A 24,926-nucleotide genomic window follows, 5' to 3' on the forward strand; every position below is an offset into this window, starting at 1 on the left:
TCCGGTTGGCAGAAATTTGCCGCACCTTACAGAACGCGGCCTCTTACCGGAAGCTGGTGTTCAAAAAGCCTTTCAGCGTCTTTCGATGCCACGTTGACACAGGGTGAGCATGTCCATGGCCGTGCGGGTACGCTCTTCACACGGAATATCGAATGCCTCGCGCATGATGAACGATGTCTGGAGGCACAGGGTGATCATCATGAAAGCTGCAGCGCTGATATCCGTACCAGGCTCGATCCAGCCTTTTTTCTCGCAGGCTTCCAGACGCATCGTCAGATAGGCGAGCAGGAGGCCACGCTTTGGAAGCTCTGCGAATTCTTTGCGGAAGTCGGTGTCCACAAGTGCCCGGGCCATCAATACGCGCAGTCGCGGCGTGATAGAGTCCATGTGGCGCATGAGGAATGAGAAGCTGTTCCGGAGTTCGTGTGTCAGGTCTTGCGCAATCGGGCCATCCCGAAAATCGGTGAAAGCCCGGTCACATTCCTCGTTGCGGATCACTGCGATCAGCAATCCGGCTTTGCTGCCAAAATAGCGCTGGATCAGAGCTTCGGAGCATCCGGCACGGGCACCGATTTCGCGGGTGGTGGTTGTTTCGAACCCCTGTTCCGAAAAAAGAGAAAGTGCAGCGTCGGTCAGGGCCCGTTCACAGGCTGCACGATTCCGCTTCCGCGGCTGTGGCTTGTGATCGGGGGAAGTGCATCGCATGGCTTAATGTGGTTCCAGAATATGTTCAGGTCCTGCACTGCGTAGATAGCACAATTTGCAGGGTCAATGCGCATGATCTTGCGGTGGGCCTTTGCGTGCATCATATGATTGAGGTCTTGTAATTTCCTCATCTGGAAGGATGAAGACGATGAACAACGAAGAACGTGACGTCATCAGCCGCTTCATTGCCCGTGTTGGCGGTGGTCAGTCTGGCACGCAGGGTGGTGCATTCGGCTCGCTCGGACAGCAGCAGCCCGCACTGCCCCCCATCGACCCGGAGGCAGACCGCTTCATCGCCGATAACTTTCAGCAATATCCGCAGGCGCGTTATCGCGTAACACAGCTTGCCGTGGTGCAGGAGGCTGCCCTTGCGCAGGCTCAGAACCGCATCCGCCAGCTTGAGTTCCAGCTTCAGCAGGCACAGTCCCAGCTGGCACAGGCTCAGCAGCAGGGCCGTTCATCTGGCGGCCTGTTTGGTGGGCTGTTCGGTGGTGGCGCCCGCCCTCAGCAGCAGTCTGCTCCGCCTCCGGGTTGGGGGCAGCAGGCTCCGCCGAACTATAATCCCCAGCAGCAGTACGGTTATCCGCCGGGCTATCAGCCAGGTATGTTCCAGCGTTCCGGTACCGGATTTCTGGGCTCTGCACTGACGACGGCTGCCGGTGTGGCAGGCGGCATGATGGCTGCCAATGCGCTGGAAGGCCTGTTCAGCGAGCATGGTGGCGGTGGTGCAGGTGGCGAGACCATCGTGAACAACTATGGCGACAGTGCTTCTGATCCGTTCGCAGGTTCAGGAATGGACGCCGGCAGTGGTTTCTCTGACAGCGATTTTGGCGGCGGTGGAGACTTCGGTGGCGGAGATGGCGGTGGTGGCTTCGACGACATGTTCTGATCGTTCGTTGTCAGTCCGACATTGATCTGACGTTGACTGAGCAAGGCCCGCCCGGATGATGTGTCCGGGCGGGCTTTGTGTTTTTTGCTCAACCCCCGCTATCGTTCTGCGTTGGACCAGCAAACCCCTGAAACCTGCCGGAAAGTGCCGTGATGACTGCCAGTGAATTTCGTGATGTCGTCGCTCTGGATGTGCTGGAAGACGGGCAGATTTCGTCGTTCAACATCAAGGGCACTCCCATCGTCCTGATCCGTGATGGAGAGCAGGTTCATGCTCTGGGGGGGAAATGCCCTCATAAGGAAGCGCCGCTCGATCAGGGGGCTTTCTGTCGCAATGAGGGCGGCAGGGGTGTTTTGGTATGTCCTTGGCACAAGGCGGTCTTTGATGTGGTGGACGGGGCGCTGCAGGAGCCTGTCGCGCTGGACAACCTGCCGCGTTACCCAGTCAACATCATTGAAGGGCGTGTTCTGGTCGGGACAGAGCCTGTTTCCCGCGTTGATCCGCCTGCGCGGCAGGCTCAGGAAAGTGTTCTGATTCTGGGAGCGGGGGCTGCGGGCGTGACTGCGGCAACGACGCTTCGTCTGCACGGATTTGCGGGCAGCATCACGCTCGTGAGTGAGGAGACGGAGCTGCCTTATGATCGTACGGCGCTGAGCAAGACCGTTCTGGTGAGTGACCCGGACAAGGCCCACGCTCCGCCTTTGCGGAATAAAGAATTCTACGAGAACAACAGGATCACCCGCGTTACTGGTCACGTCGTCTCGTTTGATCCGGTGAGCAAAATTGCGTCTCTTGAGGGAGGGCAGGAATTACGCGGGGATCATGTTCTTATCGCGACAGGTGCGCGCATACAGCGTCCGGATATTCCGGGTGTCGATATGAAAAATGTGTTCACGCTGCATCGCGAAGAGGATGCTGAAAAGATTGCTGCAATTCTTAAGCCTGAGCATGCCGTCACCATTATCGGCGGTGGCTTCATTGGGCTTGAGGTTGCGTCTTCCCTGCGACAGCGTGGCGTTGGAGTGACGATCGTATCGCGTTCTGCGGTACCCATGGAAAAGCAGTTTGGGCGCGAAGTGGGTTTGCGCCTTCTTCAGTTGCACGAAGAGAATGGGGTGGCGTTCATTTGTGATTCGATGGTTGCCAAGATCTACGGAGACCAGCATGCGCAGGGTGTGGAACTCGAAGACGGCATGCGCCTGCCTTCGGCTTTCGTCCTGGTGGGTGTGGGGGTCAAGCCCGAGACCGGTTACGTGCGCGGGCTGGAGCGTGATGAAGACGGTGCCATTGTCGTGGATGAGACGATGAAGGCTGCTCCCGGAGTTTATGCTGCGGGTGATTCTTCGGCCCTTCGCCATAATGGGGGCCTGCACCGAATCGAGCATTGGCGTCATGCGCAGGTACAGGGGCGGATCGCAGCCCTGTCCATTCTGGGGGAAGCGCCATCAAGCATCCCGACGCCATGGTTCTGGACGCAGCAGTTCGGCAAGAAGATCGAGCGGCTTGGCTGGGATGAAGCGTTTGAAACAGTGCATCTTGAGGGCGATCTGAAAGGCTTCAGCTTTCTGGCGACATACGTTGCAGCGGATGGCCGTCCGGTTGCGCTTGCCGGTGCGGGGCATGCCTATGAGCTGGCGCGGGCCGCTATGGATTTTGACGGTTTTCTTGCTGAGCGCGGCTGAAATACGCGCAGAACTTGACATGAGGGTAGCTGCCCGGCTTCCTGCGCCCAATTATTGAACCGCCAGGCAGTGACGAGGCCAAACATGCATCTCTATCGCACCCACGACTGTAGCGCCTTGCGCGAACAGAACGCAGGACAGACCGTTCGCCTCTCTGGCTGGGTGCATAGCAAGCGCGATCATGGCGGCCTGCTGTTCATTGACCTGCGCGATCATTATGGCCTGACGCAGATCGTTGTGCCGTCGGGCGCCGACCTTCTTGAGAGGGCCGAGCGCCTTCGCGTCGAGAGTGTCATCACTGTGACGGGTGAAGTTGTGGTGCGGGAGGCTGGCCAGCGCAATGATCAGCTTCCGACAGGTGCCATCGAGGTGCGCGCGGCGGAGATCGAGGTGCGTTCGAATGCTGCCGTGCTGCCGTTTCAGGTCGCAGGTCATGAGAACTACCCTGAGGACATGCGCCTCAAGTATCGTTACATTGATCTGCGCCGTGAAAAGATGCACCAGAACATCATGCTGCGCAGCAAGGTGATTGCGAGCCTGCGTCGTCGCATGATTGAGCAGGGCTTTACCGAATTCCAGACCCCGATTCTGACGGCATCTTCCCCTGAGGGCGCGCGCGACTTCCTTGTTCCTGCGCGTCTGCATCCGGGCAAGTTCTACGCGCTGCCGCAGGCACCGCAGCAGTTCAAGCAGCTTGCGATGGTTGCGGGTTTTGACCGCTATTTCCAGATTGCACCATGCTTCCGTGATGAAGCATCCCGTGCGGACCGGAGCCCGGGCGAGTTTTATCAGCTCGATTTCGAGATGTCCTTCGTGACGCAGGAAGACGTTTTTGGAATTCTGGAGCCTGTTCTTTCTGGCGTTTTCAGCGAATTCACGCCTGAAGGCTGGAAAATTACGGATGGTGCTTTTCCGCGTATCCCATATGCAGATGCCATGCGCGACTATGGCTCTGACAAGCCGGATCTTCGCAACCCGCTTCTCATCAGCGATGTTACGGAAGCATTTGCTGAATCGGGTTTTGGTCTGTTTTCCAAGATTGCGGCATCCGGTGGCCAGATCCGTGCGATCCCGGCTCCTGGTGCGGGTGATCGTCCACGCGGTTTCTTTGACAAGCTCAACACTTGGGCACGCGAGAGCGGTGCAGGCGGCCTAGGCTACATCATCTTCGAGGAAGAGGGAGGCAAAGGCCCGATTGCAAAGAACCTTGAGGCCGATCGCGTTGAGAGCATTCGCAAGACCTGTGGCCTGAAGGCCGGGGACGCTGTGTTCTTCGCTGCTGGTAAGGGTGACGAAGTTGCAAAGTTCTCAGGCGTCGTTCGTACGAAGGTTGCCACTGAGTTGGACCTTATTGAGAAGAACGCGTTCCGCTTCTGCTGGGTCGTGGACTTCCCGATGTATGAAGTGAACGAGGAGACCGGTAAGGTCGACTTCTCACACAACCCGTTCTCGATGCCGCAGGGTGGCCTTGAGGCGCTGAATACGCAGGACCCGCTGACGATCAACGCATATCAGTATGATATTGTCTGCAACGGTGTGGAGCTGTCCTCTGGAGCCATCCGTAACCATCTTCCGGAAGTCATGCTGCGTGCCTTCGAGATCGCAGGGTATGGCCCCGAGGTTGTGGAAGAGCGCTTTGGCGGCATGCTCAATGCCTTCCGTTATGGTGCACCTCCGCATGGTGGTGCCGCGCCGGGCGTGGATCGTATTGTGATGCTACTGGCAGACGAGCCGAATATCCGTGAGGTTATTCTGTTCCCTCTCAATCAGAGTGGTGAGGATCTGATGATGGAAGCTCCGGCTCCGGTCGAAGCTTCCCGTCTCAAGGAACTCTCTTTGGCTCTGGACCTTCCCAAGCCAAAGCCCGCGGCTTCCAAGTAACTTTCAACTTGCGGCATCTGAGACATCAGGTGCCGTTTTTTTATAATTTCAGGCTGCGTGGCGCCTATGCATTTGCATCATGGGCGAAACACGCGCCCTTTTTTTTGCCATAACCGTGCCGCAACCCTGCCTTGAGGGGACGTCATTGTTTCTCTGTCCGACAATTCGGGGAGAGGAGCGAAGACATGCTGAAACATTTTGCAGGCCTGCTGGTCGCCTCGGGCCTGTTTGTCGGGGCCATGGCATTGGGGGATGTGAGCAGTACGGCTCATGCACAGTTTATCCCCTATAGTGGCCCTTATAGAACGCCGCCGCCACCGCCTCATCTGATTCCAGAGGAAATTCCTACCCGATCGGCCACCATGAAATGGGTTCCCGGCCGATGGCAGTGGGTGGGAAACGGTTACCGCTGGTCTGCGGGACACAGAGTGCAGGCTGGAAGAAGTGCTGTCCGGCCAGGTGGCGTTTTACCTGACCGTTCTCATCTGCTCAGAAGCTGAGCCTATTTCGCTGGAAGAAGAAACAGGTCAAACCGGCGCATACGATCTCCATCGAACGAAATGGCCAGCACGCGCGGTACCTGATCATGCGCAAGATAGATCATGCTTTCAGTCGTGTGCGCTGATGGAACGCCAAGTTTGTGTTCGATCGTTGATCTGAGATCTCCGAAATTGATTCCGTTGGGCAGTGCGATCAGATTTCCGCTCCGGTTGAACGTCCTTGGGCACCGCTCACCACTCGCAGAGCCCGGGCTGTCTTCTACCGTCACGGATTGAAGTGGCGAATTAACTGCCGGGTTGCCGGAAACATGGATGCGGGCAATGCCACCGGCAACGGCGAGGTCCGCGCAGCCTTGGGGGAATTGGCTGTCGGGCAGGGAGGTGGTGCCAAGCGTCAGGCGAACCGGCTGTGGCGCATTATCCCGCAGACCCAGAATGCCCACGAATTGCGGGACCAGAGTGGGCTGTACGGGGTGCTGGAATGCGTCCTGAGGCACAGTTGGCTGAGTTGGGGCTGCGTAAGCCGCTGAACTCAGGACCGTGACAGACATTGCAAGCAGGATGCCGTAGCGCATAGTGGCGTTTCCTCGTGTTCAGACTGTGACGATCAGTGGAACATGGTCCGATGCTTTCTCGCGTGCACGCTCATCACGATCAATCTGGATGTCGGTTAGGCGCTGGGCAAGGCGTGGTGAAAGTAGGGCGTGGTCGATGCGCAGTCCGGAATTACGCTGGAAGGCCGCTGCCTGATAATCCCAGAACGTGTAGTGACGTCCTTCAGGGCGAAGCGCGCGGAGCCCATCTGTCAGTCCTGTCCAGAGAAGGCGGCGAAAAGCAGCCCGTGTTTGCGGGCGCACAAGCGCGTCGGTTGCGGAAAGGGCGTTGGGGGCGAGGTCTTCGTCCGTTGGGCAGACGTTATAGTCGCCGATGAACGCAAATTCGCGCTCTTCGGCGAGAAACTGTCTTGCCCGGAGTGTCAGGGCGTCAAAAAAAGCGAGTTTAGTCGCATATCCTTCTTCGCCACCTGAATTCCCATTTGGCAAATAAAGATTGCCAATCGTCACGTCGTCCATCTTCGCTTCGATGTAGCGTGCGGATGGGTGTTCGAATCCCGGGAGATTATGGGTGGTCACTTCGAAGGGGCGGCGACCTATCAATGCCACGCCGTTATAGGCTTTTTGGCCTGATGTGGCGACATGCAGTCCGGCTTCAGCGAAAACCGCCGGGAACTGATGGTCTTCGCATTTGATCTCCTGAAGGCACAGCAGATCACAGGAGGGATTACGCTCAAGCCATTCCTGAACGAGGTGAGCGCGGGCACGGATGGAATTGATGTTCCAGCTTGCGAAAGTAAATGCCATCGTCTCAGGCCAGCGAAAAGCTGGTGCCGCAGCCGCAGGAAGATGCGGCATTCGGATTTGTGACGGCAAAATGCGCGCCCATCAGCTTGTCGATGAAGTCCAGTTCGGCGCCCTCCAGCAGTTCGAGGCTCGTGGGGTCCACCACGACCCGGGCGCCGTCGCGTTCGATATGGACGTCGTCCGGTTCTACGGTGCTGTCGAGTTTGAACTGGTATTGAAAGCCGTTGCAGCCACCCGCGAGCACGGAGACGCGAAGGGCAAGGCCGGTCTGATCGGGTTGTGCGGAGACGATCTCGGCAATGCGTGCAGCGGCAGAGGCGGACAGGGAAAAGGCAGCGGTGTCTGACATCGGACAATCCCGGATTTCTGGAAGCCTGCGGCGGCAGGACGGTTCGTGTTCCGGTTATATGGCCATCGGGTTGCCTTCCGCAAAGGTGCATTGGCACGAGGGGCGTTTTGCGCGTCCTGAGAACGGGCGGTAGGATGGGTTTCCGGTTTGGGAAAACGGTGCCGCCTGGCCCGACGAATACGGTTGAGGAGCCTTGGATGGTTGCGATCTATGCGGTACAGGAAGCTGGTTCTCGCGGGCGGCTGTATCCCGAAAAGGAAAGCCCTGTCCGCTCACCCTGGCAGCGCGATCGGGATCGTGTGTTGCACTCTGCTGGTTTCCGCACCCTTCAATACAAGACGCAGGTTTTCATTAACCATGAGGGTGATTTTTTCCGCACGAGGCTGACGCATTCGCTCGAAGTTGCCCAGATTGCCCGTTCTATTGCCCGCAGTCTGGATCTGAACGAGGACCTGACGGAGGCACTGGCTCTCGCCCATGACCTTGGTCACACGCCTTTCGGGCATGCTGGCGAGGATGCGCTTTCCGCGGCGATGAAAGACTGGGGTGGGTTTGACCACAACACGCAGTCCCTGCGTCTCGTGACGGCTCTGGAGATGCGCTATCATGCTTTCGACGGCCTTAACCTGACCTGGGAAACGCTGGAAGGGCTGGCCAAGCATAACGGCCCCGTCAAACGCCCTACGCCGTATATGCTCGAATATGACGCAAAACATCATCTGGAACTGGGGAGCTATGCGTCTGCAGAGGCGCAGGTCGCAGCGCTTGCAGATGATATCGCCTATCATGGTCATGATCTGGATGATGGCCTTCGGGCGGGTCTTCTGACGTTCGAAGATATTGAGGATGTGCCGCTCGTGGGAGAAGCACTCCGGGACTCGCGTGCCAAAGAGCGCGAGACAGGACGTGCGGTGCTCGATCAGGAGCAGCGTGTTCGGCATGAGACGATCCGCGTGGTTATTAACGCTCTCGCGACAGACCTGACGGAACAGACGCGCCGGAACCTTGAGGTGCTGAAGCCCGCTTCTGCTGACGACATCCGCTACGCCGATGCGCCGGTGGTTGCGTTTTCTCCTGAGATGCGGAGACAGAATGCGGCTATTCGCAAATTCCTGTATGCGCGGATGTACCGGCACTGGCGCGTGAGTCGCATGACCCGCAAGGCGCGGATCGCTCTGGGCGAAATTTTTAGTATCCTATCAGAAGAACCTACGCTTTTGCCGCCGCCATGGCGTGATCGTGCAAAGGCTACGGATGATGTAGGACAGCGTCGCCTTGTTGCGGATTATATTGCTGGAATGACTGACCGTTTTGCGATGGAAGAACATCGACGGTTGACGGACCTCTCCGTGCTGGGCTGATAGAGCCTCTTTTTGACGCGTTGACTTAGGAATCGAGCTGAAATGGCTGCCGCACCACAGACTGCCCACACGACTGACTGCCTTTTCGCACAGATGCGCGATCAGGTGCGCGAAGCCCTTCGCGCTGTTGTGCCGGGTTTGCCGGATGAGGTTGCAGATCGCGTTGACGTAACACCGACGCGTGATCCCGCTCATGGTGACATGGCGACGAATGCAGCCATGCTTGCTGCCAAGCCTGCGCGGCGCAAGCCCGCGGATATCGCGGCTGGCCTGACAGAAAAGCTGCTCGAACTGCAGGGTGTGGAAAAAGCCGAAGTTGCGGGGCCAGGCTTCGTCAATCTAACGCTCAAGCCAGAAATCCTGCAAAACGTGGCGCGCTCCGTGCTGAGTGCCGGAGAGGGTTTCGGTCGCTCCACTATGGGGCAGGGCAGGCGTATCAACATTGAATATGTCTCTGCCAACCCAACCGGCCCCATGCATGTCGGGCACTGCCGCGGTGCGGTGGTGGGTGATGCGCTTGCAAACCTGCTGGAGGCAGCGGGCTTTGGGGTGACACGCGAATACTACATCAACGACGCCGGGACGCAGGTCGTGGCACTCACCTGGGCCACATACTGGCGCTATCTTCAGGCCATAGGCACGGATATTGATGCCGAAACGTTTGGTAAGCTCACGCCGAATGGCTTGCAGTATCAGGGAGACTATCTGGTTCCAGTCGCTGAAGCGATTGCGCAGCTTCATGGCCGTGCGCTGGCAGATGAGAACGGTGGACCTGCTGATCCATCGGTCTGGTTTGATATTATTCGCGCTGAAACCCTCGTGAAAATGATGGCTGCCATCCGTGAGGATCTCGAAGGTCTGGGAATTCAGCACGAGATTTTTGCCAGTGAAGCCGCAACCCTTGCGAGCGGACGTGTGGATGCCGCTATCGCCAGCCTTGATGCCAAAGGGCTGCTCTACGAAGGCGTCCTGGAGCCCCCCAAGGGCAAGATGCCGGAAGACTGGGAAGCCCGCCCCCAGACGCTGTTCCGCTCCACCGAATTTGGCGATGATCAGGACCGCGCGCTCCGTAAATCTGATGGCACCAACACTTATTTTGCCAATGATATCGGCTATCATGCCCAGAAGGCTGAGAAGTCAGACGTGTTGATTGACGTTCTGGGCGCGGATCACGGCGGTTATGTCTCGCGCATGAAGGCCGCAATATCGGCTTTGACTGATGGCAAGACAGGCTTTGAAGTGGTGATGTGCCAGATTGTGCGCGTTGTGAAGAACGGCGAGCCGGTCCGCATGTCCAAGCGCGCTGGCACGTTCGTGACTCTGCGTGACCTGCTGGATGAGGTGGGCCGTGATGCAGTGCGTTTCACTATGCTCACCCGCAAGGCCGATGCGCAGATGGAGTTCGATCTTGACGCTGTCGTGGCCCAGACGCGCGACAATCCGGTATTTTACGTTCAGTACGCCCATGCCCGCTGCCGCTCTGTTCTGCGCTCCGCCGAGGCCATGTTCGGCGCGGATGCCGTGACGACTGAATCCCTGCTGAAGACTGACCTTTCGGGGCTTACATCAGACGTCGAGCTTGCAGTTTTGCGGCGTCTTGCATCGTTCCCACGCTCCGTCGAGGCTGCTGCGTCTGCGCGGGAGCCGCATCGTATTGCGACATACTGTATTGATTTGGCTTCCGATTTTCATTCGCTCTGGAATCGCGGGCGTGAAGATACGACACTGCGTTTTCTTCATGAGAATGATCGTGACACGAGCCTTTCGAAGCTTGCCCTGGTTTCCGCGATTGCCGGTGCCCTGCGTTCGGCTCTCAGCATTCTGGGCGTTGTGCCTGTAGAGGAAATGCGATGACACCCGAAAAAGAAGACGGACCGGGCTACAGCGATTCCCCCAATACCGGTCGCCCTGATAATGCTGGCGCTCCTGGCGCTGCGGGCGGTCGTATGGAGCGTGAGCGTCTGAGCGCTGATTATGACGACGATGCTCCCGCACGTCGCCGCCCGGCTCCGGCTGCGCGCGGGACACAGTCTGGCGGCATGTCATCAATGCTGGGTCAGGACCCGGCAACCCGCAAGCTGGTCATGGGGGCACTTGGAATTGGTGCCATTCTTGTGGCGGCTGTTGGCGGCTGGTCACTGATGGGCGGGCATCATGGTGGCATTCCCATTATTGGCCCGCCACCGGGGCCGGTGAAGGACCGTCCGACTGATCCAGGTGGAATGCAAATTATGGGGGGTGAAGGCTCGGAAGGGGACATTACCGGCAAGGGTGATGCCCATCTTGCGCCTGCCCCCGAGCAGCCGGATGCTACGGCCCTGGCGCGCCAGTATGGCGTTCCGCCTGGAAGCGTAGCACCTCAGGACGACAAGCCAGCAGCGCCTGTGACTGCATCGAAAACATCCGAAGAACAGGCCACTTCTGCATCGCCAGGCAACCCGGATGCCAAGGCAGGTTCGCCTACAGTGCCGGACAGTTCCACTGCTACCGCCAAGCAGGACGAAAAGGCCGCGACCGCACCTGAGGTTCCACCTTCAGCACCGGAAGCGCCTGCGGCAGTTGAAAAGGACGTTCCCAAGGCTCCTGAGCCTAAGCCCGCACCTCCCGTCGTGCATCATGCGGCTCCTGCTGCGCCCAAGCCCGTCATTCAGAAGCCGCTTGCGCCGCCACAGCCCAGCCCTGATGTCGTCAAGCCATCTGCATCTGCCGCAGAAACGACGCCAGCCATGAGTGTTCCGGGCAACCGCGAAGTGCAGCTTGCGGCACTTGATAGCGAGGCGTCGGCCAAGGTTGAGTGGGAGAAGCTTAGGGCGCAGGCACCTGCCGTGTTCGCTGGGCATAGCCCGACCTTCCAGAAGACAATGCGCGGCGATCACACATTTGTCCGTCTGCGGATTGGTGGCTTTCCTGACTTCAAGGCAGCACGTGCATTCTGCGTAAAGCTGCATGCACAGTCCGTCGCCTGCACGCCAGCGCAATTCTGAGCGAAGACGGATGACAGAGGTCCTTCATCTGACGCTGGACGGGTTTGAGGGGCCACTGGATCTGCTCCTCGACCTTGCCAGGGCGCAGAAGGTGGACCTTGCCGGGATTTCCATTCTCCAGCTTGTTGAGCAGTATCTTTCCGTTGTGGAGACCGCGCAGAAGGAAGCGCGTTCCCTGCGCTTGGAGCTTGCTGCGGACTGGCTTGTGATGGCGGCGTGGTTGGCTTGGCTCAAATCCAAACTGCTTTTGCCCGCCGAGAGTGACTCTGAAGATGTTGAAGAAGCAGCTGGTCTGCTTCAGGAACGTCTGATCGAGCTTGAACAGATGCGCGAAGGTGCGCGTTGGCTTGGCAAAAGGCCACGTCTGGGCGAAGACGTGTTTGAGCGGGGAGAAGGCGAGGACCACACGGAAATTGATCGAACCGGCCTGCGCGTTGATTTGTCCGCTCTCGTTGCTGCCTATCTGTCGGCCGGGCGTCGTACGGCTCGAAAGCGCGTCTATGCGCCGCGCGTCCTGAGATACTGGAGCATTCAGGATGCGCTGGCGCGTCTGAGGCGGATGTTGGGCGCGGAGCATGTTGCCGGATGGCACACTCTGGTATCTCTCCTGCCAGACGAACTGGACGATGCGCCTCATGCCCGGAGTGCAGCCCTTGCCGGTACACTTTTGGCGGGGCTGGAGATGGCCAAAGGTGGAGCCGTTGAATTGCGGCAGCCCGAAGCATTTGGTGTGATTGAATGGCGGGCGCTTTCGTGAGCGATGCTGCGTCGGGCGCGCCAGACCGTGCGGTTCTGCTGGTTGAGGCATTGATTTTCGCAAGCCCTGAGCCTGTGAAAAAGGCTGCGATTGCCGAACTCATGCGTGCGCAGGATCTGGTGGACGAAAATCTTCGGATCGAAGCCGTTCTGGCACATGTAGCTGCCCGCTATGACGGGCACGCTGTAGAGTTGGTGGAGGTGGCTGGTGGCTGGCAGTTTCGGACGCGTCCGGAATTTTCTTCTGCCCTCACGCGCGTGGTTGAAAAGCCGCGCAGACTGAGCCGTGGTGCTATGGAGACGCTTGCCATCATCGCCTATCACCAGCCATGCACACGCGCAGAAATTGAAGCAATACGCGGTGTTTCGCTTGGGCAGGGTATTTTGGATGCACTGCTGGAAGACAGCTTGATCACGCCCAAAGGACGCAAGGAAGTGCCGGGCCGTCCTGTTCTCTGGGCGACGACGGTTGCTTTTTTGAAAAGTTTCGGGCTTGCCGATCTGGGGGCTCTTCCGCGAAAGGAAGACCTGTTGCTGGAGAATGCTCCCACGGAAGTGCCGGTTGAGGTTCCATCGCCTGTGGGCCAGACAGAGCATAAGGGCTAAGGTTGCTGGATGTTTGATTTCAGTTGGTCAGAAATCGCCCTGCTGGTTGTTGTGGCGCTGATTTTTATCGGCCCCAAAGACCTTCCGGTTGCGATCCGTACGCTTTCGCGCGGCCTCAAGGCCATGCGCAAAATGGCATCGGAATTTCAGACGCATGTCGATGACATGGTGCGTGATGCGGATCTGTCGGAGGCGCGGGATCAGTTTCGTGACCTCAAGCGCTTCGACTTCCGGGAGCGGATGACAAAAGCGATCGACGGGGATAATTCGATCCGTCGCAGTCTGGAAATCGAGGCGCCTGTAGGTGCTACCGCTGGGACTGCCATTGCGTCGGGCGTGTCTGATCTGCCGCGCGTTCCGGCACCTCCGCCACCTCCGCCACCGCCGCCTCCCTACACATTCGGCATGGACGCGCAGCCCTATAACGCGCGGATGCAGGAGGCAGAACGTGAGCTTGCGGGTGCGCCCTCGATCCTGCCGCCCGCTACGGCGCGGCGCCTGTTGAACGAACGCCCCCGGTGGCGTGCGCCCGATATTCTTCCGCCTGTGCGGGCCATTCATCGCGGAGCCCGTGTCGTGATTTCGACCGAAGGGGAAGGCACTTGAGCGACGAAAACATTCAGGACACACCGATGCCGTTGTTGGAGCACCTGATGGAGCTCCGCCGCCGGTTGATCTGGTCCATCGTCACGTTCGTGATCGCCTTCGCCATCTGCTATCATTTCTCGGGAGCGATCTACCGGTTTCTGGCAGCGCCGCTTGGCGAGATCATGCGTCAGAAGGGCGAGCAGCCACATCTGATTTACACAGCACTGTACGAAGCATTCTTCACGTATATTCGCGTGGCTGTATTTGGCGCGACATTCCTGTCGTTCCCGATGATCGCCATTCAGGCATGGATTTTCATAGCGCCTGGCCTTTACCGAAGTGAAAAGCGGGCTTTTGCGCCTTTCCTGATTGCGACGCCGGTTCTGTTCTTAGTAGGCGCGGCTCTGGCCTATTACGTCGTGTTCCCGTTTGCATGGAGCTTTTTCCTGTCGTTTCAGACGTCAGATTCTGGCGGCATGGGCATTGAGCTGCAGGCCAAGGTTTCGGAATATTTGACGCTGGTAACGAAAATGATCCTGGCTTTCGGGATTTGTTTCGAGCTGCCTGTGATTTTGACGTTGCTCGTTAAGGTTGGGATCGTGAATACGGCGCAACTCCGCAAATTCCGACGCTATGCGGTTGTTTGTGCGTTTGCTGTAGCCGCCGTTATTGCGCCCCCTGATGCAATCACGATGCTCAGCCTCGCCATTCCTCTGGTTGGGCTGTACGAAGTTTCCATTCTGACGGCACGGTGGGTAGAGCCGCGCCGCATTGACGACGAAGACTGACGGAGCCTGAACCAATGCATGACCTCAAAGCCCTGCGCGCCGATCCGGCCGCTTTTGACGCTGCTCTCGCGCGTCGGGGCCTGTCGCCAGTGGGGCAGAAGCTCGTTGCTGAGGACGAGCAGCGCCGTGCCGCTCTGGTGGCCTTGCAGAATGCGCAGGCGACACGAAAAAATCTGGCCAAGGAAATCGGGCTGGGCAAGCGCAACAAGGAAGATACCTCCGCGCTCGAAGCTAAGGCTGTTGAACTGCGTGACGAGATCGGGGTGTTGGAAGAGCGCTCTGAGAGCATCCAGCGTGGGATCGATGACGTTCTGAAGTCCCTGCCGAACCAGCTTGATGTATCGGTTCCAGACGGCAGGACCGAAGATGATAATGTCGTGGTGCACACGCGCGGTGAGATCCGCGAGTTCAGCTTTGAGCCGAAGCAGCATTTTGAGCTTGGCGAAGCGCTGGGGCAGATGGATTTCCCGACTGCGGGCAAGCTTTCCGGAACGCGGTTTGTTGTTCTGCGAGGCGCGCTTGCACGTCTGGAGCGTGCTCTGGGTCAGTTCATGTTGGACACGCATACGAGCGAATTCGGGTATAGCGAAACCAGTGTGCCGCTGCTCGTAAATGACGAAGCCATGTATGGCACAGACAAGCTGCCGAAATTCGCTGAAGATTCTTTTCGGACTGAAGATGGTCGCTGGTTAATCCCGACTGCTGAAGTTCCGCTGACGGCATCGGTGATGGGCGATATTCTCCCTGCTGATGCGCTGCCGATCCGGATGGTTGCGTTGTCTCAGTGTTTCCGTTCGGAGGCGGGCTCTGCTGGTCGTGATGTGCGTGGAATGTTGCGCCAGCACCAGTTCACGAAGTGTGAACTGGTATCCGTCGTAAAGCCTGAAGACAGTGATGCGGAGCACGAACGCATGACGCAGGCCGCAGAGGCAATTCTGGAGCGTCTTGGTATTGCGTTCCGGCGGTTGCTGCTTTGCGCGGGCGATACGGGCTTTGGTGCTGCCAAGACCTATGATCTTGAGGCGTGGCTACCAGGGCAGGGGGCGTGGCGGGAGATTTCCTCATGCTCCAACACGCGTGCTTTTCAGGCTCGGCGCATGGCCGCACGGTATCGTACCGAAGAAGGCCCTGCATTTGTGAATACGCTGAACGGCTCCGGTCTTGCCGTTGGCCGGACGATGATTGCTGTTATGGAAACATATCAGAACGAGGACGGCAGCATCACGGTGCCAGACGTTTTGCACCCCTATATGGGTGGCATCACCCGTATCGGATGAATTGCCATCCAGCGGCGTAGAAATGAGGCTCATGCAGGCAAGCTGCGTGAGCCTCATGCATGAGTGGGCTGTGAAGGCGAGTTTGAGTGAGTGTTCGCCAATCGTGCATATGGCTGCGGTAAGTGTCAGATTCTGGCGGCCTTAGGGTGCTGTTCAAAAATTGTTGATCAGCGGTGCATGACTGCAAAAATTTGAGTTTAAAAATTCCGACATGATGTTGTCGATTGCATTTCTGTAAATGGTGCGAGTGTTGTTTAAAGTATCATGTTGAAGCGGGATGTTTTGTTTTTTTGATCACTGAACATCATGCATGTTTGTAGAAAACTGCCAGAGGCATACATCGGTAGTTTTTTCTTGGTTAGTATAATGTCGGCATGAGTATGTATGCGGAAATTCTGGAATTGTTTCATAAAATATTGAAACAGGGATTTTTCAAATTATAATATTTACTGTTTGTTTTTTCTTAAAAAATCATTTTTCTCTTAATGTGTCTTTTCTCAATATTGCTCCATAAGGTAGGAAGGGGCAGTAAAACCAAGCTTGTGTCTTTCATTCTTTTTGATTGAGGCGCAGAAAAGGGACATAATCGTGCATAAAACACTGCATTTGGCAGCCGAGCAGCGATGGAATTCCAGTGGTTCCGAGAACGCACCAAGGCTTATCATCGATGTCGAGTGCGGCGAGGTCCGCTTTTCGCAGGAAGGGCATGATCAGATTCAGTCATGCTCGGTTGCGGAATTTGAAAACTGGGTGAAGGAAAATGCATCCGTCGTTATTGCTGGACCGGAAGCATCCCGTTTTCATCCTGGTCTGGAGCTTGGCCATCGTATACGGCTCTTGCGCGAAATGGCGGGTATGTCTCAGCAGCAGCTTGCTGATGCCGCCGGAATTTCACGATCCGCTGTAGCTTTCTGGGAGACGGGCCGTTCAGGTCATGTTGGCAAGCACCTTGGGACGCTTGCAGGGGTTCTTGGTGTAGAGCCCGAAGTGTTGCTTACAGGCATGGCCTATAAAGAGATCCAAGCGACGCTGACGCCCGATGAAAGCGTGATGGTAACGATGTATCGCGCTTTGGACCCTTTGATAAAAATTCAGGCTCAGAAGTGGATTGAACGTCGAGTGCGTCAGGCAGACGAAGCCGAAGGATGACTGTTTTCCGGGAAAGGTTTTTGTTTCCTTTCCCGGAAAACCGCCTTCCTGCCTAACGCTTTTTACGGCCCCGGGTGCGATCATCTTTCTTGCCGGATGGCCGTTTCGGGGAGGACGGATAGGATTTGGTTGCAGGCTTCGCGCCCGGCGGCTTTCCGCGCCCTGCAAAGCCGCCCCTGTGCTGTCGCTGTGTTTCGCGCGCCCGGCTCTGTGTGCGCAGAACCTGTTCGATCCAGTCATTGAGGGCTGTGGTGTTGCTCTCTGCATCTTCTTGGGCGGGGTAGGCTTCCGGGAAACGCAGGGCCAGCCAACGCCATGCAACCAGGCGCTTATGGCGCTTTTCGGCGCGTTCAAGCTCCTCACGACCCGCCTGTTCTGCGTGGGGAAGACGGCCCGTGCCTGGTGGTGGCACCCTCCTGCCTGCTGCGTGGTCTGCAGCCCATTGTACTAGCCGCTGTATTCCGTTATCGCGCTCGTCGATCGGGCACATCGCGTATGTCCAGCGTGTGGAAAGATCCAAACCTTCCACACCTTCGAGAGCCGCTGCAATTTCGAGTGCCTGATCCATGTCGGCCAAACGATAATTGGGATCGTCCGGGCGCAGGACCGCACGCTTGATTCGGGTCAGGACGCCGTACAGGCTGTCGCTGCCGATTTCTTCTGCGACGGCACGCACGATGTCTGAATCGGGTTGAACGAGGGGACGAAGTTCAACGATTGGCTCGGGGGGAGCCTCCAGCATTCTGCGAACGAAAGTCGGGCTTCCAGCTTCTGCCAGAACACATACCAGACCCTCCTCGTGCTTCCCGTAACGGCCTGCACGGCCACCGATTTGCTTTACTTCCTGGGAGGTAAGATCACGGGTCTGGCGACCATCAAATTTTTTCAGTGCGCTGAAGACTACGCGGCGTATTGAAAGGTTAAGTCCCATGCCGATGGCATCCGTTGCCACGAGAATATCGGCTTCGCCATTATTAAAGCGCGCAGCTTCTGCGCGGCGAACTTCCGGGCTGAGTGCGCCGTATACGACCGCAACACGTCGGTTTCTGGACATCAGATCTGCACGCAGATCTAGTACTTCGCGGCGAGAGAAAGCGATGACGGCGTCATTGGGTCTGAGGTCGTCCAGACGCAAAGTCCCACTCGCTTTCAAAGGGCTCTTACGTTCAAGGTGGATCTCGTCCACTGGATCATTGCACAACTCGGCAATGCGTTTGACGAGCGGAATACAGTCTGCCGCGCCAAGGACGAAGATGTGCCGTGCGGGAACGCCCATGATGGCCGCTGTCCATGCAGCACCGCGGTCTGGGTCTGCAAGCATCTGGGCTTCGTCGATAATGGCAACATCGACCGGGTTGTTGAACGGACACATCTCGACGGTAGCGGCCAGATGGCGGGCACCCGGCATGATGATGCGTTCTTCGCCGGTTGAGAGAGAAGCGGGCACACCGCGCGAGAGCATTGCTTCGCGGAACTCATGCGCGAGCAGCCGTAACGGCGCGAGTGCCAGCCCGCTTTCTGCTGCTGCAAGAGCGTTGAGTGCAGTGTGAGATTTCCCGGAATTGGTTGGGCCTGTCACGAGCGTGATGCGGCGCTTCAGGGATCGCGCGGTCCGGAAATGTGCTGCAAAGCGATCAAGTGCGGCGACGCGTGCGATGGCAGCGTTGCCCGCAATCGTCCCACGGTTCAGCTTCTCGGGCCGATCTCCCTTGGACGATCCACGCCATGTGGAAAGTTGGGGGCGGATTTTCTGCAGTTCGGCCGGGTCGAAGAAGAAAAGCTCAATTCCGTCGTGTCGGGTTTCGCGGCGCGCGATGGGTAGGCGATTTTCTGCGATCCATCTCAGTGCCTCACGTCGCGTGCAACCGAGAACGTCCGGAACGGCTTCAAAGCCGATCAGTCGCGATTCCCATTCGCGCAAACGCTCAAGTTCGCGGGTGCGTTTACGTTCGGCGCGGGCCTGAATATCAGCCTGTTCGCGGGCGCGGCGTTCCTCAGCGAGGCGCAGCTCGTCTTCGAAGCCGAGGTCTTCGCTGCCGAAAGCGGCGGCGATCCCGCGTGAGAGTTTCTCAAGCTGACCTCCAGAGAGCATCAGCCCTGTATCAGCGAGATCTGCCCGAACGTCTTCAAGCACGTTGCGTGGAGAGTCACCCATCTCCTGCCAGCGTTGCAGGAGGACTTCGTCCAGCGCGTGACGCAGGGCAGGCATGTCGGCCTTGGGATCGTGGATGCGGGCCGCAGCTTCTTGGGTATCGAGCTTGCTGATCCACACTTCGCCTGCGCGACGGGCCACGTTCATGAGCTGGGCTGCCCAGTTTTTGCGGCGCACTGCACATAGCGCCTCGAGCAGGTTTTCACGCGACAGCGTGGCGTCCGGGCCTTCGAGGCGGCGGGCGACCTGACGGAGCATTGTCGGGCGTTCTCGAGGGGTGATGTCGAGCGGGGTGCCGAACTCCTCTTCCGCGTGGATTAACGCGCGTTCAGCGGGAGAAAGGGCATCTGCTGGGGCGGAATGTTCGGTCATGAGAGTCTTGTGCTTCATTCCGGCTCAGGCTTCAACGCACATGGGTTTCCCCGGAGCACAGGAATAAGCTAAAAGACCCGACCAATTCAGGTCCGAGACCTGTATCCGTTCCGTTCCGGAGACAGAAACAGACATGTCCACCGCGCTTCCCGCTGCCCCGACCCCGACCCTTGATGCACCGCTGAGCGGGCTTGTTCCGTTTGACGGACATCCCAATCAGTATCGTCTGGGCTCTCCGAGCAAAGAATATAGTCATCTTTATGCGGCTGAGGTTCTGTCCGTTCATCACTGGACAGACCGCCTTTTCAGTTTCACGACAACGCGTGATCCTGCGCTGCGTTTTGAGAACGGCCAGTTCACGATGATCGGGATTGAAGTAGACGGTAAGCCGTTGCTTCGCGCCTATTCGATCGCATCCGCGAATTATGAGGATCATCTTGAGTTCCTCTCGATTGCCGTCGAGAGTGGTCCGCTGACGTCGCGTCTGCGCCATGTGAAGGTGGGGGACACTGTTCTGATCGGTCGTAAGCCGGTTGGGACATTGCTGCTCGACAATCTCAAGCCAGGCCGCAACCTTTATTTCCTGTCGACAGGTACGGGCCTTGCACCATTCATGAGCCTGATCAAAGATCCTGAGGCTTATGATCGCTATGAGAACGTCATTCTGAGTCATACTGTTCGTGTTTCGGGTGAACTGGCTTATGCCAACCACATCCGCCATGAGCTGCCGCAGCATGAATTCCTGGGTGAGGATGTGGCTGCGAAGCTGCGTTATTACCCTGCCGTGACGCGTGAAGAATTTGCCGTGACGGACCGGATCACCACGTTGCTTGAAAATGGCAAGATCTACCGTGACCTGAACATCGACGAACTGGACCCGGAGCATGACCGCGTCATGATCTGTGGTTCGCCCGAGATGCTGGCGGACACGGAAGCGCTACTTGAGCGCCGTGGCTTCACGGAAGGTAACATGAACACTCAGGGTTCATATGTTGTCGAGAAGGCGTTCGTCGCCCGCTGAGCCAGACGGCACGGAGATAAAGAGATGCAGGAATTCGACCTTTTTGTCATAGGCGCCGGTTCAGGCGGGGTGCGCTGCGCGCGTATTGCTGCCCAAAACGGCGCACGCGTGGCGATTGCCGAGCGTCGGCATTGGGGTGGAACCTGCGTTAATCTTGGCTGCGTGCCGAAAAAGCTCATGGTCTACGCGGCTGATTATGGCCGCGAAATCGACGATGCCCGCTCCTATGGTTGGGACGTGACACGCGGTTTTCATGATTGGGCCAAGCTGATCGATGCCAAGGACCGCGAAATTGAGCGCCTGAATGGCATCTATATTTCAATGCTCCAGAAGGCAGGTGTCACGCTCTTTACTGGCGATGCGCGGCTCGTGGATTCTGACACCATCGAGATTGCTCCCTCTGATCTTGCGCCTGAAGTCCAGACGCAGACGGTTCGTGCCAAAAATATTGTAATTGCCACCGGCTCCACCCCTCACAGGCTTGATATTGAGGGTGCCGAGCACGCGATTGTCTCTGACGATGCCTTCCATCTTGAAGACCGGCCGGAGCGTGTTGCCGTTATTGGCAGCGGGTATATCGGCGTTGAATTTGCAGGGATTTTTGCAGGGCTGGGCTCCAGTGTGGACCTGGTCTATCGGCAGAATCTTCCACTTCGTGGTTTCGATCACGAACTACGTGCCCATCTGGCAGAACTGCTTCCGATCAATGGTATCCGGGCTCGTCATTCCACCTCTCCCGAGCGGATCGAGAAAGTGGAAGATGGCTATCGCCTGCATCTTGATGATGGTGTGGTTCTTGAAACGGACTGCGTGTTCATGGCGACAGGTCGACGTCCGAATATTGCGTCGCTTGGGCTGGATCGGATTGGACTGAAAACCGTTGATGGCAGAATCGCGGTTAATGCGAAGTCTGAAACGAATATTCCGAATGTGTATGCAATCGGTGATGTCATCGATACTTACAACCTTACGCCTACAGCGATTGCCGAGGGACATATTCTTGCCGAGCGCCTTTTTGGAGAGCCCGGTCGGGAATGGTCTTTCGACACGACCCCTAAGGCTGTTTTCTTCACCCAGCCTCTGGCATCTGTGGGGTTGACGGAGGAAGAGGCCACCAGAGATCATGATCTGGAAATTTTTACCTCAACCTTTACGCCGATGCGTCAGACGCTTTCAGACCGCAAGGGCAAGGTTCTGATGAAGCTGGTCGTTGATGCGCACAGCAATGTGGTTCTGGGCGCGCATATGATCGGGCCAGATTCACCCGAAATCATTCAGGGGCTTGCGATTGCCGTGACGGCGGGCCTGAAAAAGCGCGATTTTGATCGGACGATCGGTCTGCATCCCACCAGTGCCGAAGAGTTCGTCACGATGCGTTCCCGGACCCGATACGTCCCTTCGGCCAGCGGGACAGTCTGAGAAAATATGAAAGTCCGGTCATCGAACAGGTTCCATTTCGGACCGGTCATTAACAAACAGGATCCGGGGCAGGTGCGGGCGTGAACTTCGGTTGGCTTTTTGCCCCCTCCATTACGTCTCTCATGTTTGCGTTGCGAACGACGGTAGCGGCCCTTCTTGCGTTGGGGATCGCATTCTGGATGGAACTGGGTGAGCCTCAATGGGCAGCCATGACCGTCTGGATTGTTGCGCAGAATTCGCGTGGTGAGAGTATTTCCAAAGGTCGCTGGCGCGTCATAGGCACTGTTGTTGGGATGGTGACCGCGATTGGCCTGATTGCGGCGTTTCCTCAGGCGCCCTGGCTGTTTCTGCCGACCCTTGCGGTCTGGGTCGGGCTTTGTGCAGGTTTGGCGACACTCACACATAATTTTCGCGGATATGCGCTCGTTCTCGCAGGCTATACGTGCACGATCATTGCGCTCGGTGCGGCAAGCCAGCCTGACCATATCTTTAATGTGGCCATGGCGCGCGGCACGTACATCATTCTTGGAGTGATTTGCGAAACGCTGATGGGCATGGTGTTCATCCCCAATGTTGCCCTGAAAGCCAAGGAAGAGCTTCGTGTCCGCCTGTCGGGTGTGCTTTCCCGTTCGGTGAAGGTCCTCACGGATGTGATGCGCCAGAAGGAAAATGCGGAGGATGAACTCTGCACGCTTCTTGGCTCGCTTCAGGCTTCCAGCGACCAGATCGAATTCAGCCGCATCGAGATCCGCAGTAGCGGAAACGAGGTCGAGCACGCTTACGCCACACTTGGTCTGGTGGCGCGTGTGCTGTCGCGTGGTCTTGGTTTGAAGTCCAGGCTTGCTTCCGTATCCCATGTCCCGGAAGCGCTTTTGCCGTTCATGGAAGAAATGGCCGACGCTCTGGAGGGATTGCCCGCAAGACTTGGCAGCGATGTACGCGGCATTGCAGCGCTGGCGCAGGCTGATGCCCTGTTGTCCGAATGCAGGGCAAGGATGGCAGGCATCCTTCCGCGCGACGATGATGACTCCCTGATTGAAGGTATTGTCCTGACGGGCGTTGAAGTCATGCTGGCGGATTTGTGTGAGACGCTGCGTTCATATCGCGCCAGTGTGGACGGGGCGCATGTGCCACAGAAGCACAGGCTCCATCGAAACGCGGACTGGCGGGCCGCAACGCGCAATGGCGTCCGGACGATGGCGGCACTCATGTTCGGAGCATATGTCTGGGAAGTGACGGCGTGGCCGCAGGGAAGCGTGTTCCTGACATTTATTGCTGTCGTCTGTGCGCGCTTTGCGACGTTTGAAAATACGGTAATTCTCAGCAGCGCCTTTTTCTATGGCGCGGTCTGGGCGGCGATTGCGAGCACGGTGCCGGTTTTTGGCGTTATGCCTGTTACGTCCAGCTATGCGCTTTTCTCGTTTACGGTTGGCTTTTTCATGCTGTTGGGCGGGCTTGCATTTCGCAATCCGGCGACAGCGGTCATGGCGGCGTCGTTCGAGACTTTTTTTCCGTTTCTGCTGGGGCTCGATAATCAGGGTCGCGTGAGCGATCTTGGATGGCTCAATACAACGCTTGCCTTGTTGCTTGGTCTGTGGAGCGGGGTGATGATTTTCCGCGCCGTGCTACCATTCACGTCCGGCAGGGCTGCCAAACTCCTGCGGTCACAGTTGCGCAGAAGCCTGCGGCGTCTTGCCTTGCCCGGTGTGATGATGGACGAGGAAGTCTGGATCAACGAGGGTACGCAGAGCATGGAGCGTGCCGTGCGGTTTGCAGGCTCTCTGTCCAGCGATCGCGCGGAGGCCATACTGCGTGGCACATTGTCTGTCATGACGGTGGGGCGAAACGTGTTGATGCTGCGTAAGCTGGCGAAAGCAGGCAGTCTGCCCGATGCTGCTGTTGCAGCAGTCGATGCGATGGTGGGAAATCTCACCCGTCAGCGTAATGCGCTGAGCCACACTGCCCCTACGATTCAGCCAACGCTGGATCAGCTCTATGCACTGGAGCGCGAGGCGCAGGATACATCAATCCGTCACGATCTGGTGCTGGCTATAGGGTCTGTACTGATTGTCCGCTCGGAGCTTCCTGCAAGCCGTGCCTTCCTCAAAGGATACACGACGCAGGAAGCAGTCTGACCAGTCCTGACCTGAGCGCTACTGGTGTCAAAGGTGGTCAGGAATAGGTTCTGGGTTGGTCAGTGTGCGAGAAAGCGGAGCAGGTCTTCGTTCACGCGTTCGGGGTGTGTTGCGAACAGGCCGTGGGGAGCGCCCTCGTATTCGATATAAGTCGAGCCCGGTATCTGGGCTGCGGCTTTCCGTCCGGTGAGGGCCGCGGGCACAGCGGTGTCGGCCGAGCCGTGAATGATGAGCGTGGGAAGTGTGAAGCTCTGGAGATCGGGGCGGAAATCCGTGGTTCCCCAGGCGTCGACGCAATCCAGTGTTGCCATCGGGCTTGCCATTGATGCCAGTGTAAAGCTCCAGTCAAGAACGCCCTGGCTGACAGGGTGATGGAGCATGCTGACACCGTAGAATGACGAGATAAAGCCCTGCAGAAAGCCGAAACGGTCCTGGCGTATTTCCTGTTTGATGCCATCAAATACGGAAATATCTACGCCATCGGGGTTATCAGCTGTCTTGAGCAGGAAGGGCACTACCGATGCCAGCAGCACAGCCTTGGAAATGCGTGCACGTCCATATCGAGACAGGTAACGCGCAACTTCACCGCCACCCATTGAGAAGCCCACGAGTGTGGCGTCCCATAGATCGAGTTCTTCGAGAATGGCGGAGAGATCGTCTGCCAGGGTGTTGTAATCGTAGCAGTTAATCGGGTGGCCTGACTGGCCAAAGCCCCGGCGATCATATGTGATGACGCGATATCCAGCCTCAACAAGGGCGAGAGTCTGGAATTCCCACATGTCACCTGTCAGAGGCCAGCCATGGATCAGAACGACGGGGCGCCCTTTGCCCATGTCCTTGACGTGAAGGCTGGTACCGTCTTTGGCTGCAATGTACGGCATGGTGTTCTCCTTTTGCGATACGGGTCACGCTGAGGACCAGACGCGTGGGAGAACAACCGATGCCGAAGCT

General features: G+C 57.6%; 22 protein-coding genes. 16 read left to right on the forward strand and 6 right to left on the reverse strand.

The window, feature by feature from the left end:
• Positions 1–72: 72 nt before the first annotated feature.
• On the reverse strand, positions 73–705 hold the full coding sequence (locus tag GWA01_RS01925) for a TetR/AcrR family transcriptional regulator (RefSeq protein WP_146793475.1): 633 nt from the start codon (positions 703–705) through the stop codon (positions 73–75).
• 148 nt (positions 706–853) lie between these two features.
• Between GWA01_RS01925 and GWA01_RS01930 the strand changes: the two genes are divergently transcribed.
• The 4 genes from GWA01_RS01930 to GWA01_RS01945 all read left to right on the forward strand — a co-directional run bounded on the left by GWA01_RS01930 (position 854) and on the right by GWA01_RS01945 (position 5,657).
• Positions 854–1,594: a DUF2076 domain-containing protein gene (locus GWA01_RS01930; protein WP_146793477.1), complete on the forward strand. Its 741-nt coding sequence runs from the start codon at positions 854–856 to the stop codon at positions 1,592–1,594.
• Positions 1,595–1,746: 152 nt separating this feature from the next.
• Positions 1,747–3,276, forward strand: a complete 1,530-nt coding sequence (locus GWA01_RS01935; RefSeq protein WP_146793479.1) for an FAD-dependent oxidoreductase — start codon at positions 1,747–1,749, stop codon at positions 3,274–3,276.
• Positions 3,277–3,360: 84 nt separating this feature from the next.
• Positions 3,361–5,157 (forward strand): aspartate--tRNA ligase, encoded by a 1,797-nt coding sequence (gene aspS, locus GWA01_RS01940; protein WP_146793481.1) that lies wholly within the window; start codon positions 3,361–3,363, stop codon positions 5,155–5,157.
• Between the two features lie 185 nt (positions 5,158–5,342).
• Positions 5,343–5,657: a YXWGXW repeat-containing protein gene (locus tag GWA01_RS01945; RefSeq protein WP_186819427.1), complete on the forward strand. Its 315-nt coding sequence runs from the start codon at positions 5,343–5,345 to the stop codon at positions 5,655–5,657.
• Between the two features lie 2 nt (positions 5,658–5,659).
• On the opposite strand, the gene GWA01_RS01950 is transcribed toward GWA01_RS01945, so the two are convergent.
• The 3 genes from GWA01_RS01950 to erpA are packed head-to-tail and all read right to left on the reverse strand — an operon-like array spanning position 5,660 to position 7,367.
• Positions 5,660–6,232 carry a hypothetical protein gene (locus tag GWA01_RS01950; protein WP_146793482.1) on the reverse strand — a complete coding sequence of 191 codons (573 nt, stop codon included), beginning with the start codon at positions 6,230–6,232 and terminating at the stop codon, positions 5,660–5,662.
• 18 nt (positions 6,233–6,250) lie between these two features.
• On the reverse strand, positions 6,251–7,018 hold the full coding sequence (locus tag GWA01_RS01955; protein WP_146793484.1) for an exodeoxyribonuclease III: 768 nt from the start codon (positions 7,016–7,018) through the stop codon (positions 6,251–6,253).
• 4 nt (positions 7,019–7,022) lie between these two features.
• Positions 7,023–7,367 (reverse strand): iron-sulfur cluster insertion protein ErpA, encoded by a 345-nt coding sequence (gene erpA, locus GWA01_RS01960; RefSeq protein WP_146793486.1) that lies wholly within the window; start codon positions 7,365–7,367, stop codon positions 7,023–7,025.
• A 197-nt stretch (positions 7,368–7,564) separates the two neighbouring features.
• On the opposite strand from erpA, the gene GWA01_RS01965 reads away from it, so the two are divergent.
• The 9 genes from GWA01_RS01965 (at position 7,565) to GWA01_RS02005 (ending at position 16,876) form a co-directional block, all read left to right on the forward strand.
• Positions 7,565–8,728 (forward strand): deoxyguanosinetriphosphate triphosphohydrolase, encoded by a 1,164-nt coding sequence (locus tag GWA01_RS01965; protein WP_146795418.1) that lies wholly within the window; start codon positions 7,565–7,567, stop codon positions 8,726–8,728.
• Positions 8,729–8,770: 42 nt separating this feature from the next.
• On the forward strand, positions 8,771–10,582 hold the full coding sequence (gene argS / locus GWA01_RS01970) for an arginine--tRNA ligase (RefSeq protein WP_146793488.1): 1,812 nt from the start codon (positions 8,771–8,773) through the stop codon (positions 10,580–10,582).
• The gene (locus GWA01_RS01975) at positions 10,579–11,712 is read left to right on the forward strand and encodes an SPOR domain-containing protein (RefSeq protein WP_186819428.1); all 1,134 of its coding nucleotides are present in this window, start codon (positions 10,579–10,581) and stop codon (positions 11,710–11,712) included. Before argS ends, GWA01_RS01975 begins: the two co-directional genes overlap by 4 nt.
• A gap of 10 nt (positions 11,713–11,722) precedes the next feature.
• Complete coding sequence (locus GWA01_RS01980) at positions 11,723–12,469, forward strand: segregation and condensation protein A (RefSeq protein WP_146793490.1); 747 nt, start codon at positions 11,723–11,725, stop codon at positions 12,467–12,469.
• Complete coding sequence (gene scpB / locus GWA01_RS01985; protein WP_146793492.1) at positions 12,451–13,074, forward strand: SMC-Scp complex subunit ScpB; 624 nt, start codon at positions 12,451–12,453, stop codon at positions 13,072–13,074. The genes GWA01_RS01980 and scpB overlap by 19 nt, the downstream gene beginning before the upstream one ends.
• Positions 13,075–13,083: 9 nt before the next feature.
• Complete coding sequence (tatB, locus tag GWA01_RS01990) at positions 13,084–13,680, forward strand: Sec-independent protein translocase protein TatB (RefSeq protein WP_146793494.1); 597 nt, start codon at positions 13,084–13,086, stop codon at positions 13,678–13,680.
• Between the two features lie 26 nt (positions 13,681–13,706).
• The gene (tatC, locus tag GWA01_RS01995) at positions 13,707–14,450 is read left to right on the forward strand and encodes a twin-arginine translocase subunit TatC (protein ID WP_186819484.1); all 744 of its coding nucleotides are present in this window, start codon (positions 13,707–13,709) and stop codon (positions 14,448–14,450) included.
• Between the two features lie 14 nt (positions 14,451–14,464).
• Positions 14,465–15,727, forward strand: coding sequence for a serine--tRNA ligase (gene serS, locus GWA01_RS02000; protein ID WP_146793498.1), 1,263 nt, complete (start codon positions 14,465–14,467; stop codon positions 15,725–15,727).
• A gap of 588 nt (positions 15,728–16,315) precedes the next feature.
• Complete coding sequence (locus GWA01_RS02005; protein WP_146793500.1) at positions 16,316–16,876, forward strand: helix-turn-helix domain-containing protein; 561 nt, start codon at positions 16,316–16,318, stop codon at positions 16,874–16,876.
• Between the two features lie 52 nt (positions 16,877–16,928).
• Here GWA01_RS02005 and GWA01_RS02010 read toward each other — a convergent pair whose 3' ends face one another.
• Positions 16,929–19,400 carry a helicase-related protein gene (locus tag GWA01_RS02010; RefSeq protein ID WP_146793502.1) on the reverse strand — a complete coding sequence of 824 codons (2,472 nt, stop codon included), beginning with the start codon at positions 19,398–19,400 and terminating at the stop codon, positions 16,929–16,931.
• A 133-nt stretch (positions 19,401–19,533) separates the two neighbouring features.
• Here GWA01_RS02010 and GWA01_RS02015 point away from each other — a divergent pair, with 133 nt between their 5' ends.
• The 3 genes from GWA01_RS02015 (at position 19,534) to GWA01_RS02025 (ending at position 23,975) form a co-directional block, all read left to right on the forward strand.
• Positions 19,534–20,421 carry a ferredoxin--NADP reductase gene (locus GWA01_RS02015; RefSeq protein WP_146793504.1) on the forward strand — a complete coding sequence of 296 codons (888 nt, stop codon included), beginning with the start codon at positions 19,534–19,536 and terminating at the stop codon, positions 20,419–20,421.
• A 24-nt stretch (positions 20,422–20,445) separates the two neighbouring features.
• Positions 20,446–21,840 (forward strand): glutathione-disulfide reductase, encoded by a 1,395-nt coding sequence (gorA, locus tag GWA01_RS02020; RefSeq protein WP_146793506.1) that lies wholly within the window; start codon positions 20,446–20,448, stop codon positions 21,838–21,840.
• Positions 21,841–21,920: 80 nt separating this feature from the next.
• Entirely contained in the window at positions 21,921–23,975 is a 2,055-nt protein-coding gene (locus GWA01_RS02025; protein WP_146793508.1) for an FUSC family protein, read from the forward strand.
• A gap of 59 nt (positions 23,976–24,034) precedes the next feature.
• Here GWA01_RS02025 and GWA01_RS02030 read toward each other — a convergent pair whose 3' ends face one another.
• Positions 24,035–24,856: an alpha/beta fold hydrolase gene (locus tag GWA01_RS02030; protein ID WP_146793510.1), complete on the reverse strand. Its 822-nt coding sequence runs from the start codon at positions 24,854–24,856 to the stop codon at positions 24,035–24,037.
• Between the last annotated feature and the right edge of the window lie 70 nt (positions 24,857–24,926).

It is taken from the genome of Gluconobacter wancherniae NBRC 103581 (genome assembly GCF_007988885.1).
Lineage (GTDB): Bacteria > Pseudomonadota > Alphaproteobacteria > Acetobacterales > Acetobacteraceae > Gluconobacter > Gluconobacter wancherniae.